The 13,144-nt window shown below is 60.4% G+C and carries 11 protein-coding genes; 6 read left to right on the top strand and 5 right to left on the bottom strand.

Annotated features, from left to right (window positions below):
* The first annotated feature begins 7 nt into the window (after positions 1 to 7).
* Positions 8 to 1,366 (top strand): ATP-binding protein, encoded by a 1,359-nt coding sequence (locus AEAC466_RS42610; RefSeq protein ID WP_023460132.1) that lies wholly within the window; start codon positions 8 to 10, stop codon positions 1,364 to 1,366.
* 12 nt (positions 1,367 to 1,378) lie between these two features.
* Here the strand turns inward: AEAC466_RS42610 and AEAC466_RS42605 are convergent, their stop codons facing one another.
* On the bottom strand, positions 1,379 to 3,007 hold the full coding sequence (locus tag AEAC466_RS42605) for an NAD(P)/FAD-dependent oxidoreductase (RefSeq protein ID WP_023460131.1): 1,629 nt from the start codon (positions 3,005 to 3,007) through the stop codon (positions 1,379 to 1,381).
* Positions 3,008 to 3,150: 143 nt separating this feature from the next.
* Positions 3,151 to 5,667: a TonB-dependent receptor gene (locus AEAC466_RS42600; RefSeq protein ID WP_023460130.1), complete on the bottom strand. Its 2,517-nt coding sequence runs from the start codon at positions 5,665 to 5,667 to the stop codon at positions 3,151 to 3,153.
* 243 nt (positions 5,668 to 5,910) lie between these two features.
* On the opposite strand from AEAC466_RS42600, the gene AEAC466_RS42595 reads away from it, so the two are divergent.
* Entirely contained in the window at positions 5,911 to 6,885 is a 975-nt protein-coding gene (locus AEAC466_RS42595) for a phytase (protein WP_023460129.1), read from the top strand.
* A 7-nt stretch (positions 6,886 to 6,892) separates the two neighbouring features.
* Here AEAC466_RS42595 and proC read toward each other — a convergent pair whose 3' ends face one another.
* The 3 genes from proC to AEAC466_RS42580 form a co-directional block, all read right to left on the bottom strand.
* Complete coding sequence (proC, locus tag AEAC466_RS42590) at positions 6,893 to 7,696, bottom strand: pyrroline-5-carboxylate reductase (protein ID WP_023460128.1); 804 nt, start codon at positions 7,694 to 7,696, stop codon at positions 6,893 to 6,895.
* Positions 7,697 to 7,761: 65 nt separating this feature from the next.
* A complete protein-coding gene (locus AEAC466_RS42585; RefSeq protein ID WP_023460127.1) occupies positions 7,762 to 8,289 on the bottom strand; it encodes a YbjN domain-containing protein in 528 nt (175 codons plus the stop codon).
* Between the two features lie 23 nt (positions 8,290 to 8,312).
* Positions 8,313 to 8,576 carry an accessory factor UbiK family protein gene (locus tag AEAC466_RS42580; protein ID WP_023460126.1) on the bottom strand — a complete coding sequence of 88 codons (264 nt, stop codon included), beginning with the start codon at positions 8,574 to 8,576 and terminating at the stop codon, positions 8,313 to 8,315.
* Between the two features lie 196 nt (positions 8,577 to 8,772).
* On the opposite strand from AEAC466_RS42580, the gene lgt reads away from it, so the two are divergent.
* The 4 genes from lgt (at position 8,773) to AEAC466_RS42560 (ending at position 12,723) form a co-directional block, all read left to right on the top strand.
* Entirely contained in the window at positions 8,773 to 9,660 is an 888-nt protein-coding gene (gene lgt / locus AEAC466_RS42575) for a prolipoprotein diacylglyceryl transferase (RefSeq protein WP_155913895.1), read from the top strand.
* A gap of 1 nt (position 9,661) precedes the next feature.
* Entirely contained in the window at positions 9,662 to 10,732 is a 1,071-nt protein-coding gene (locus AEAC466_RS42570; RefSeq protein ID WP_023460124.1) for a class I SAM-dependent methyltransferase, read from the top strand.
* A 155-nt stretch (positions 10,733 to 10,887) separates the two neighbouring features.
* The gene (pgeF, locus tag AEAC466_RS42565) at positions 10,888 to 11,664 is read left to right on the top strand and encodes a peptidoglycan editing factor PgeF (protein WP_023460123.1); all 777 of its coding nucleotides are present in this window, start codon (positions 10,888 to 10,890) and stop codon (positions 11,662 to 11,664) included.
* Positions 11,665 to 11,787: 123 nt separating this feature from the next.
* Complete coding sequence (locus AEAC466_RS42560; RefSeq protein WP_023460122.1) at positions 11,788 to 12,723, top strand: ribose-phosphate pyrophosphokinase; 936 nt, start codon at positions 11,788 to 11,790, stop codon at positions 12,721 to 12,723.
* Positions 12,724 to 13,144: the final 421 nt, after the last annotated feature.

The raw sequence follows: 13,144 nt of genomic DNA, 5'->3' as shown, positions 1-13,144 counted from the left end.
ATCCCGAATGGCCTTCAAGCTGCCGCGACTGAAATTCTGGCCTGCCTATGTCAAGCGCGCGTTGCCGCGCTCCCTTATGGCGCGCGTCCTGCTGATCATCGTGTTGCCGATCGCCATCATGCAGATCGCCGTCACCTGGGTGTTTTTCGACAAGCATTGGGAAACCGTCACCGCCAAGCTGTCGGAAGGACTGGCCGGCGACATCGCCTGGGCCGTGCGCGCCTATGAAGACGACCCGACCCCTAAGAACCTGCATAAAATCAAAGCCCAGGCTGACACCTCGATGCAGTTGTCGATCTCGCTGAGGCCTGGTGAGAAGTTGCCGACAAACCAGCGCCCGTCGATCTTTTTTGCCTTGAACCGTACAATGAACCAGGCCCTGGGCGATCAGCTCGAAGAGCCCTTCTGGTTCGACACCACCCGCTACCCCGGCTTCGTCGATATTCGCGTACAGGTCAAGGAAGGCGTATTACGCATTGTCGCGCCCAAGGACCGCGCGTTTGCCACCACCGGCTATATCTTCATCTTCTGGATGCTGGGCGCCACCTGTATTCTGACCGCCATCGCCATGTTGTTCATCCGCAATCAGGTACGGGCCATAGAACGGCTGAGCCAGGCGGCGGAACGGTTCGGCCGTGGCGAGGAAGACCCGAAATTCAAGCCCTATGGCGCTACCGAAGTCCGCGCCGCAGCCGAGGCCTTCCTGAAAATGAAGGCGCGCATACAGCGCCAGATCGAACAGCGCACCACTCTCCTCGCTTCTGTCAGTCATGATCTGCGCACGCCGCTGACCCGCCTGAAGCTGGAGCTGGCCATGGCCGCCCAGGACACCGCCACCGAGCGGATGAAGCAGGATGTGTCAGAAATGGCCTATATGATCGACGAATACCTGGCCTTCGCGCGTGGCGAAATGTCGGAAAATACCGACAGCGTCTCGGTCCGGCATTTCATGGACACAATCAGCGACAACATTGCCCGCATCGGCCATAAATTACAGACCGAACCGCTTGAGACCGATCAGCGCGTCACCATTCGCGAACTGGCGGTCCAGCGCGCCGTGACGAACCTTATCATGAATGGTTTCCACTACGGCAAGCATGTCCGCTTCCACGCCCGCGTCGAAGGTCAACGCCTGCTGCTCATTATCGACGACGATGGTCCTGGCATCGCGCCGGAAAAACGCGAAGAAGCGTTCAAGCCCTTTTCCCGTCTGGACGAAGCGCGCAACCAGAACATCAAGGGCGTCGGTCTCGGCCTGGCCATCGCCCGCGACATCGTGCGCGGCCACGGCGGCGACCTGACGCTGGATAGCAGTCCATCGGGTGGCCTGCGCGCCTGTATCAGCCTGCCGATTGCCCAGGCGTGATCATTGGCGTGATCATTGCTCAGGCGTCATCCAGGCCTGCGCTACGGCCTCGGCGATCTTGATGCCATCTATCGCCGCCGACAGGATACCGCCGGCATAGCCAGCACCTTCGCCAGCCGGATACAGGCCAACCGTATTCAGGCTTTGCATGTCCTTGCCACGGGTGATGCGAATGGGCGATGACGTCCGCGTCTCGACACCGGTCATGATCGCGTCCGGATGATCGTAGCGCGCAATCTGACGCCCAAAGACCGGCAAGGCCTCACGCATGGCGGCGACGGCGAAATCGGGCAGGCAGGCAGACAGATCGGTCAGATGCACACCCGGCTTGTACGACGGCAGCACTTCGCCGAATTCCGTAGAGGCCTGGCCCTTGAGGAAGTCTCCGACCTTTTGCCCCGGCGCCTTGTAGTTCGATCCGCCGGCGACGAAGGCCTGCGATTCCAGCCGGCGCTGTAGTTCAATCCCGGCAAGCGGATGGCCCGGATAGTCACGCTCCGGGTCTATGCCGACGACAAAACCGGCATTGGCGTTGAATTCCTTGCGGGAATATTGGCTCATCCCGTTGGTGACGACGCGGCCCGGTTCCGACGCCGCGGCGACCACGCGCCCACCGGGACACATGCAAAAACTGTAGACCGTCCGGCCATTGGCGCAGTGATGCGACAGGCTGTAGGCCGCCGCACCGAGATCGGGGTGGCCGGCGCAGGCGCCAAAGCGCGCCATGTCGATCCAGGATTGCGGGTGCTCAATCCGCACACCGATGGAAAAGGGCTTGGCTTCGATGAACACGCCACGATCATGCAGCATATAAAAGGTATCGCGCGCGCTGTGGCCGACCGCCAGAACGACCCGATCCGCTTCGAGATATTCGCCGGTGTGCAGATGCAAACCGCGTACGCTGCGGGTGCCGTCCGGCGCGACATGAACGTCGACATCCTCGACACGCTTTTCCCAGCGGTATTCGCCACCCAGCGATTCGATGGTCCGACGCATGTGTTCAACCATGGTCACCAGCCGGAACGTGCCGATATGCGGGTGCGCCTCGGTCAGAATTTCTGGCGGCGCGCCGGCCTTGACAAATTCGGTCAGCACCTTACGGCTGAGATGGCGCGGATCCTTGATCTGGCTGTATAGCTTGCCATCCGAAAAGGTCCCGGCACCGCCTTCACCGAACTGGACGTTCGATTCTGGGTGGAGTTCGCCGCGCCGCCATAGCCCCCACGTATCCTTGGTACGTTCGCGCACCACCTTGCCGCGTTCCAGTATGATGGGACGCAGGCCCATCTGGGCCAGGATGAGCGCGGCGAAAAGCCCGCATGGCCCAGCGCCGATAATGACGGGACGATGCCTGTCCGTATCCAGCACCGGCGTGCCGATAAATCGGTATTCGGTATCGGGGCTTAGCCTGACACCAGGATCGCCGGCCAGCCTGTCCAGTACCCCCTGCTCGTCCGTGACGGTCACATCGACAGAATAGATCATCAGGATGGCTGACTTGCGTCGCGCATCATGCGCCCGGCGCGCGACGGTGAACGACAGCAGGTCGTCCGGCGCGATGCCGAGCCGCGTCTGAATGGCGGCCGCCAGGGCTTCCGGCGCGTGGTCAAGCGGTAACTTCAATTCGGTGATACGCAGCATGGCCGTGCTTTAGCGGCAATGAAATCGCCACGCAACCGGACGCCCTGAGATTATATCCGGGACGAACGTCAAAAAAGCGCCCGCTCCTTTCGAAGCGGGCGCAAACTCAAAGCCCTCCGGGACAGTTCAGGCTTTCGTGCAGTCTAGAACTTCGCCGCGACGCCGAAACGCCAGGTGCGGCCGTAGAACTCATTTTCGACCAGTTGCGTGCCACCACCCATCGTCCGGCGCCAGACCGACTCGTTGAGGTTCTTGCCTTCGACATAGAGCTGCACATTGCGCGTCACGGCATAGCCGACCTTGAGGTCGAGCTTGCCATTGCCGGCGGTGTAGATGTCCGTGGCGGCGGTTTCACCCAGGGTATCGAGGTATTTTGAGCGATAGGAATAGGCGACCCGGGCTGTCCAACCATGCTTTTCGTAAGTCAGCTCGGCGGTGCCGGTCAGGTCGGAGGTATAGATCAGGCGAACATCACCACTGCGGCCGGGCGCACCGTCACTGCTCGAATCCTGTGCCGTGACATTGAGCGACGTGCCCAAGCCGTCGAACGGCGCAGGCAGGCTATCGAATTGCATGACATAGTTGAATTCGACGCCACTGACGTTGGCCGACTTCAGATTGACGGCCTGGGTGATCGACGCACCATTATAGACCGTGCCATTGATCAGTTCGTTATTGGCCGTGCGGCCTGTAACGAAGATCGGATCGTCAATCGATTTGTGGAAGACGGCGACCGAAACCATGCCCTTGCGGCCAAAATAATGCTCGAAACCGGCATCGAGATTGACCGATTTCAGTGGGTTCAGGTTCGGATTGCCGATGTCCAGCGCATCGTCGTCGCGGTTGATGTTGACGCGCGGCGCCAGGTCGACATAGTTCGGGCGGCCGATTGCCGTGGTGGCAGCGAAACGGGCCAGGGTATTGCCGCTGAAATCGTAACGGCCGACCAGGGACGGAAACAGGTCGGTATAGTCCTTCTTGCCGAAGCTGTTGAACGGGGTATCGAAGGGCGAATTCTCGTCGAACGCCTTGGCGGCATAGTCGGCGGCGGTGTGTTCGACACGAAGGCCCGGAGTTACGGTCAGATTGCCGCTGCGGATCGTAGCTTGAACATAGCCCGCGGTGACCTTTTCGCGGACATCATAGTCGCCGCCCAGATCGTCGGCCACGCTGTCAGCCTGTTGTAGCACCAGCAGGTTGTTGGTCTGGGCATAGGACAGGGATTTCAGGAAATCGACGGTGGGACCGAAGACGTTGCCGTTGATCGGCCCAGCCGGTTGCGACTGAAAATCCGACAGCAGCATGTTGCCGCTAACCGTGTACAGACGGTAATCGACCGCGCTGCGCTTATGGCGCTCCGAATATTTCACGCCGGTCTTGACGACTGTGTCCGCGCCGAACAGTGTGGTCGGCAAGGTGTAATCCACCGATGCCTGGTTCATGGTTTCGCGACCGTGGTCGGCCTCAAGCGCCGCTTCCTTGGCCTTGTACTTCGATGCGTCATAGGCGGCAGCATTCGGTGTGACGGTGAACAGTACGTCCGACAGGTCATAGGTCCCCTTCACGTCCTTCTTGCCGGTCTGATAGGAGAAGTTGTAGCGCGGATCGTCATCCTTGATCGCCGAGGACGACGTCACATCGACCTCCAGCTTGCCCGCTCCGACGGTAAATTCCCCGCCCAGATTGACGGTCGAGATATGCTCATCCTCGAAACGGTACTTGGCGTCGCGAACGGCTGCCTTGGCAGCAGCGAAGCTGGCCGTGCTGCCGACCGGGTTCGAAATCGTCGCGCCGTCGAGATTGACGCGGAACTGCTGACGCTGCTCCATGTCGGTAAAGTGTGAAAACAAGGTGCGGGCGTACAGATGGAGATCGTCGCTGGGCTTATAGTCGAAATTTAGCGCCGCGCCCTGGCGGTTGCGAATGACGTAGTAGTCGCGCAGACGCCAGTCATCCGGCACGCCGTTTTTCCAGCCATCCGTCCCCTGGAGATTGTCCGACGCCTGCGGACGACGTGACGAATTGAGCGCCGCCACGATACCGAAGGCCTGGTTCGGTCCAAAGCGCGTGCCCGCCGACACGTCGGCGTCATACGACGTCTTCTTGTTTAGTTCGAAATAGCCTGCCGAATAACGCGCGGTCAGGAACGGTTTCTTTCGGTCGAAGGCCGACAGGGTCTTGACGTTGACCGCGCCGGCAATGGCGCTGGCGTCGTATTCGGCGGTCTGATCCTTGATGACCTCGACGCTGCCGATCAGGCCGGTCGGAATCGTATCCAGCTTGACCGAACGTGTATCGCTTTCGGGTGCTGCAGCATCCTGACCGTTGATGCGCACGGCGGCGAGCGAGGGATCGAGACCGCGAATGACGACATAGCGCCCTTCCCCCTGATCGTCCGCGACCGTGACGCCCGGCATACGGGTGACGACTTCCGCGACGTTCTGGTCCGGCAACTTGCCGGCGTCATTGGCGGTGATCACTTCCCGCGTGACCTGAGACGCATGTTTTTGGTCGAGCGATTGCCGCTCGGCCGCACGCGTGCCGAAAACCACAACCTCAACAGGCGCTTCCGCCGTCACAGCTGCTTCCTGGGCCTGGCTGGCCCCGGCAAGACTAAGGGCGAGCGGGGCCATAGCCACGCCCGTCAACAAATACTTCATCGTATACATTTCTGAAACTACCCCATTTCAAAGAAATATTAAGTGCAAAGCCAATGGACTTTGATATACACACGGAAATATAGCTAATAGTCGGAGCTTATGATGTATTTGACAAAATTATGTAACAGATTTGTGACAGCCTCATCCATTGCCTTAACTGCAACACTCTTGTCAGGATGCGCAACTGTACATCCGGAATTAATTTCAGACTCAAAATTACTCATAAATGGAACCGGAACACCGGTGATTGCGGCAGCGGAAACGCAGGCCGTCGCTACGCTTAATCTGGACAGCGCCGACGACCCTGAAATCTGGGTCGATCCGAACGATTCACGCCGCGCCCTGATCTACGCCACTGACAAAAAAGCCGGCCTTTACGTGTACGACATCGACGGCAAGCAAAAGCAGTTCCTGCCGGTCGGGCCGATGAACAATGTCGATCTGCGCAGCGGTCTGAAAATCGCGGGCCTGCCCGATACCGTCATCGCGGCTTCGGACCGTGTAAAGGGAGGTGCCGCCCTCTTCACCCTCGACACTGCCGCCCTGCAAACCGCCCCATGGGGCTTCGTTGCGATACCGGCGAGCGAGGCTTACGGGTTCTGCATGGGGCTCACGCGGGACAATCGCCTTAGCCTGATCATGGTCGGAAAAGATGGCGACGTCACGCAATCGGTTCTGACCGTCGAAAACGGCCTGCCGAAGGCGACCGTTGTGCGGCAATTCGCGGTGGGCAGCCAGTCGGAGGGTTGTGTTGCCGATGACGTTAGCGGACGTCTGTACATCGCCGAGGAAAATGTCGCCCTATGGCAATACGGTCTCGACCCGGCCAGCGGCAATGCCCGAACAGCCGTGGAGTCCTTGCCGTCTCAGAAGCTGGTTGCCGATATTGAGGGCCTGACGCTTCTGCGTGAAGGCGCGAAAACCTATCTGATCGCCTCATCACAAGGCGATTCGGCTTTCGCCGTCTGGCGTGTCGAAGGGGCCACCCCGGTCTATCAAGGTCGTTTTTCGGTCTATCCCGGCAATGGAATCGATGCGGTGACCGGTACGGACGGCGTGGCGGCGCTAGGCGGCGCGGTCGGTCCCTACGCCAATGGCGTCGTCGTCATGCAAGACGATTCGGACACGGACGGCGAAACGCCGGCAACGACCCGTCAGCGCCAGAACTTCAAGATTGTCGACTGGAACTCGATCAAGGCCGCGCTAAAGATCGAATAACCGGAGACTAGCCCAGTTCTTTGGATCGCTTGTGCGCCGCTTCGACGGAGGCCAGGATGAGTTCATCCAGGCCTTCGCCGGGTTTGCACAGGACATTGAGCGCCGCTTCGGTCGTACCGCCGGGCGAGGCGACCTTCTTAATCAGGGCGTCCGGTTCCTCACCGGTTTCATCGAGCAGGCGCGCCGCCGAAATCAAAGTGCCGCGCGCCAGGTCGCGGGCGTGGCTGGTCGACAGCCCTGCCGCCTTGCCCGCCTTTTCCAGCGCCCGCACAAAGGCATAGACATAGGCCGGGCCTGAGCCCGATACCGCGGTCGCCGAATTGATCTGGCTTTCGTCGCTGAATTCGACCGTCTGGGCCATGGGCGCGAAAACGCCACGCGCCGCCGCCAGGGCAGCATCGGAGGCACCGTACAAACTGGCTACGCCCTTGCCCGTCGCCACGCCCGTCGTCGGCATGACACGCGCGATCGGATGACCGGCGAAGGCCTGGCCCAGTTGCGCCGTCGTCACCCCGGCCATGACCGAGATCAAGGCCGCATCATCGGCGATATTGCCGTTAAGGATTTGGGCCACCGCATGCCAGCCTTGCGGCTTGACGGCCAGGATGATGGTTTTCGCCTCGATCCACACCTCCGGCTGCGGATTGAGCCGCGCGCCGTCCGCGGCATAGGCCTGCGCCTCATCGCCCGGCTTCAGGTCCAGGATCATCATGTCGGACGGCGCCACATGTCCGGCGATGCGGAACCCCTTCAAAATCGATGATCCCAGCGCTCCGGCGCCAACAAGCAGGATCGGTTTCGCTAAGCTCATGTGGAAATCCTCAGATAGGCAATATGCGGTAAGTAGTCATGAGGTACGCCTCTGACAAGGCAGGATCAGGCTTCGCCGACCGTTTCGAACAGACAGGCCGCAAACGCGTCCCCGGCGCTTAAGGCGCCCTTGAACCAAAAATCGAAGGCGGGGAAGAAACGGTCAACGGCTTCGGCGGCGCTGTTGATCATATGCGCACTGGCGCCCACCGACGTCCGCTCAAGGGGATTGAGCGCGACCGTATGACGGAAAATGACATCCAATGTATCGGCATCGCGAAAGACCTCGAAATGGCCGAACCAGACATGCTGATTGACCAGCCCGATCAGTTCGTAAAGCCCGCCGAGACGCTCGATCGGCAAAACCTTGCCGGTGCCGCCTTCGACATCGAGCGAACAGCACAGTTGCAGGCATTCGCCTTCCGGACGCCAGGAAAACCACATTTCATAGGTCCGCCAGTCGCCGGTCAGGGCAAAGCCCAGATCGCCTTCCGGCGTGCGTTCAAATTCCAGCCCCTCCTCAGTCAGAATGGATTCCACCATATCGAGGGGATCGAAGGCGGCATCGCTGTCGAGGGTTTGAGGGGTATTCATAAGTCAGCTATCTCTTTGTGTAGTCAGTCTTGCGGTACTTCGGCATCGGGCTTCACGCCCTTGCCCTTCGGCTTGACGCTAAGCGCGGCCACGGCAGAGCGCAGTTCGGCGACTTCGGCGCGCAACGCTTCCAGTTCGTCACGACGCACCAAATCCATGTCGGCCACGAAGCGATCGCCCTGGGCGCGAAAGGCGGCCTTGGCTTCCTCGCCTGCGGCCTGGGCCAGAGACATGGCGCCGGTGGTCATTTTGGCAAGTTCATCGAGGAAGGGGTTTTGGCTTTGCATGGCAGGCACTCCGTAGGGCATGAAACAGACGCAGTATAGGCCTCCATCTCAATTCCGACAAACTTTTCATGATTCTGGCGAGGCCGCTTCTCTTTTGTGGGGACGAGTCACAGCGAAGTTGCTAAACGGGCCCTGGGGAGGCGCCATTCATCGCCTCTCCGTCGACATTGACTTTGGAGATTACTGGCTGATGCCGATCAACCTGCCGGATATCGATCCCGTCCTCATCCATCTCGGCCCCATTGCCGTGCGTTGGTACGCCCTCGCCTATGTCGCCGGCATAGTGGCTGGCTGGCTATATGTCGGCTCGCTGGTAAAAAAACAGGCCCTATGGACGCCGCGCCAGCCACCGGTCGATGCGGCGCAGCTCGACGACCTCATCCTGTGGATCACGCTCGGCATTATACTGGGCGGCCGCATAGGCTATGTGCTGGCCTACGACATGTCGATCATCTGGAAAAGTCCGCTTGATGTGTTCAAGATCTGGCAGGGGGGCATGTCCTTCCACGGCGGCTTTATCGGCGTGACCCTGGCGACTGTGCTCTATTGCAAGTCGCAGAAATTTGACCAGGCGCGCATGCTGAATCTCGGCGACCTGCTGGCCTGCGCCGCGCCCATTGGCCTGTTCTTCGGACGCATCGCCAATTTCGTTAATGGCGAACTGTGGGGACGCCATACGGATGCGCCATGGGGCATGATCTTCTGCAACAAATATATCGAACAACAGTATGGCGGTCCCTGTCCGGCGGGGCTGTATCCGCGCCATCCCAGCCAGTTGTATGAGGCCTTTGCCGAGGGCCTATTGCTGTTTGCCATCCTGTTCGTCCTGGTCCACGTCTATCGCCAATTCAAACGTCCCGGACTGATCATGGGCATATTCATCACCGGCTACGGCGTTTTCCGCATCATCATCGAAAACTTCCGCGAACCGGACGCGCAAATGCTGCCCTTCTTCAAGAACGTCATCACCATGGGACAATCCCTGTCCCTGCTGATGGTCGCCGGCGGAGCCTTCTTCATCTGGCTGGCCCTGCGTAACCCGCCGCCGCCCGCGGACACCGAAACACCGCAACTGGACGGTTGACGTGTCCCTGAAAGAACGGCTGATCGAGCAGATCACCCAGGAAGGCCCCATGTCGGTCGCCGACTATATGGCGCGCTGCCTGCTCGATCCCATCGACGGCTATTATACGCGTCACGTCCGTCTCGGTGCGGACGGAGATTTTCTGACCGCGCCTTTGGTATCTCAGATGTTCGGGGAAATGATCGGCGTCTGGGTCGCCCAGATGTGGCAGGCGCTCGGTGCGCCGGGCGCATTTCGGTTGGTCGAAATCGGCGGCGGCGACGGCGCGTTGATGAGCGATATCCTCCGGGTCGCCGCGCGTGTGCCGGGGCTGCGCGACGCCGCCCACGTCACCTTGGTTGAGCCTTCGCCGGCCTTGCGCGCCCTTCAGGCGAAGGCCGTGCCGGAGGCGCAGTTCGTGCCGTCGCTCGACCGGCTCGATGACGACCTGCCTGTGCTTGTAATTGCCAATGAACTGCTCGATTGCCTGCCTGCGCGCCAGTTCGTACGCGGTGACGAGGCCTGGTTCGAGCGCTGCGTCGGCGTTCAGGCGGGACGCCTCGCCTTCGGACTGGTCCCGGTCGGTGAGGATTTCGCCCCCCCCCTTTCCGCTGAGCCGGGACAGGTTATCGAAATTTCCCCGGCCCAGACCCGATTGGCCGAGACACTGGCCCTCCTGCTGAAGGCGGCAACGGGCGCGGCTTTGCTTATCGATTATGGCCGCGACCAGCCGGAAACCGGCGACACGCTTCAGGCCCTTTATCGCCACGGCAAGCGCGATCCGCTCGACGCTCCGGGCGAAAACGACCTGACGGTCTGGGCCGACTTTCCCGCCGTTGCCAACGCCGCCGCACGTGCCGGGGCGGCCGTCAGCCCGATCATATCTCAAAGCCTTTTCCTGTCACGCCTGGGCATTGCCGCCCGCCACGCCGCTCTGGCCGAAAAGAACCCCGATCAGGCTGCGAAATTGCAACGCCAATACGATCGCCTGATGGCGCCCGACCAGATGGGCGACCTGTTCAAGGTCTTAGGCATGGCCTTTCCGGTTAACATTAACCTCTTCGCGCTTGAAGCCGATCGCGCCGACCGATAAAGTGGCCTTACGCGCCAAAACGCGCCTCCCCTGCCATCGAAGAACCGAACCGCAGCCACATCCCCGCCACAAGTGGGGGTCTATAACCGCACACGCTCTTCTTGTCCCGCGCCGCCTGATTTGGGTGGCGACCGCTCTGATTTACAGGCCTGCCCATGTTCCTTCCTCCGCGTATCCTGCACCCCCTTCTCGATCTGGCTCAGATCCAACACGGCTTTTTCACCCGCAATGGCGGGGCGTCCGGTGACATTTACGGCACCCTCAATCTGGGTCTGGGCTCGAACGACGATCAGGAGAAGGTGGCGGAAAACCGCCGCCGCGTCGCAGCCAGCTTTGGCCGCCCGGAAAACTATCTTTTGTCCCTGCACCAGACCCATTCGAACATCGCCGTCAAAGTCAATGAACCCTTCACAGGCGAGCGTCCGCAGGCCGACGGCCTGGTCACTGCCCGCGCCGGCATCGTCCTGTCGGCCCTGTCGGCCGATTGCGCGCCGATCCTGTTCTGCGATCCGCAAAGCCGCGTCATCGGCTCGTGCCACGCCGGCTGGAAAGGCGCCATGGGCGGCATCATCGAATCGACCATCAAGGCCATGTGCCAGCAAGGCGCCAAGGCCGAACGCATCCGGGCCGTGGTCGGCCCCTGCATTCAGCAGGCGTCTTACGAAGTCGGCGCCGATTACGAAGCCACCATCGTCAAGGATGACCCCGAGGCTCGCCCCTTCTTCGCCGCCGCCGCCGACATGGACAAGCGCATGTTCGACCTGCCTGGCTATTGCGTCATGCGCCTGAAACGCGCCGGATGCGCCGAAACGGCATCAACCGGACATGATACCTGCGCCGATGCCTCGCAATTCTATTCGAACCGCCGCGCCTTCAAACTGGGCGAACCCGACTACGGCCGCCTGATCTCCTGCATCATGATCCGCGCGTGACAAAACTCAGGCGGGAACGTCTTTTTACACTTTCAAGACAGTTCCCCCTTGAACCCTAGCTCTCACCTGCTAAAAGCCCGCTCATTCGTACACGCGCCGCCAGCAGCCCCGGGAAATATCACCATGAAGCTCCTCTCCGCCAATTCCAACCGGACCCTGGCCCAGAACATCGGTGACTATCTCGACATGCCGCTGACCAAGGCGCGCGTACAGCGCTTCGCCGACAACGAAATCTTCGTCACCATAGATGAAAACGTGCGCGGCGAAGACGTCTTCGTCATTCAGTCGACCAGCTTTCCAGCCAACGACAATCTGATGGAATTGCTGATCTGCATCGATGCTCTGACGCGGGCCTCGGCCAAGCGCATCACCGCCGTCATTCCCTATTTCGGCTATGCCCGGCAGGACCGCAAGACCGGAGGCCGGACGCCTATTTCGGCCAAGCTGGTCGCTAACCTGATCACGCGCGCCGGTGCTCACCGCGTCCTGACCATGGATCTCCATGCCGGTCAGATTCAGGGCTTCTTCGATATTCCCACCGATAACCTGGTCGCCATCCCCTTCATGGCCAAGGATATCGCCGCCAATTACCAGACCCCCGGCGAACTGATGATCGTATCGCCCGACGTCGGCGGTGTTGTCCGCGCCCGCGCCCTGGCCGACCGTCTTGGCGCCGATCTGGCCATCGTCGACAAGCGCCGTCCGCGCGCAGGGGAGTCCGAAGTCATGAACATTATCGGCGACGTCAGCGGTCGTGAATGCATTCTGTTCGACGATATCGTCGATTCCGCCGGCACCCTGTGCAACGCCGCTAAGGCCTTGATGGATCGCGGCGCCACCGCTGTGTCCGCCTATGTCAGCCACGGCGTCCTGTCTGGCGCCGCCATGGAACGCGTCGCCAATTCCGTGCTGAAAGAATTGGTCATTACCGACTCCATCGAAGCCTCGGAAACCATTTTGAACCATGCCAAGGTGCGCGTCGTCGGCGTCGCACCTCTGATGGGCGAAGCTATCCGCCGGATCGCCAACGAAGAATCCGTATCGAAGCTGTTTGACTGAACCCGCAAAGGGAATCGGTCACCAAAAGTTTTTATTGCTTTGTCAAGCCTCACGAAGACACAAATTAACCATGCAGCGCATTGATTTTTAACAAAAATTCCAATCCGCCCGAAGTCCGCATTAACCCTTTTGGCGGCTAACAGCCATAATTTCGGCGTTTTTCCTGTTGAACACTGCGTCATACGGTTTAAGCCTTCTGAGGGGCTCATAGCCTTTTCGTCTCAAAACAGAAAATCACCAACCGTCCCCCTGTAATAATGGGGGCGGCACCTTGGAATAGGGGAACCTGCGTATGAAGTTGGCAATCACCAAGGGCTTTGCCTCAAGCCTGTTGGCCCTTAGCCTTGCCGTCACACTCGCCAGCTGCGCGACGGACGCATCGCCGCCACCGCCGCCGCCCGCGCCCGCACCGGCCCCCGCC

Origin of the sequence: Asticcacaulis sp. AC466 (assembly GCF_000495815.1) — a bacterium.
In the GTDB taxonomy this organism is placed as follows: Bacteria; Pseudomonadota; Alphaproteobacteria; order Caulobacterales; family Caulobacteraceae; genus Asticcacaulis.
The sequence above is the reverse complement of the archived record's forward strand: the minus strand, read 5'-3'. Positions and strand labels throughout refer to the sequence as shown.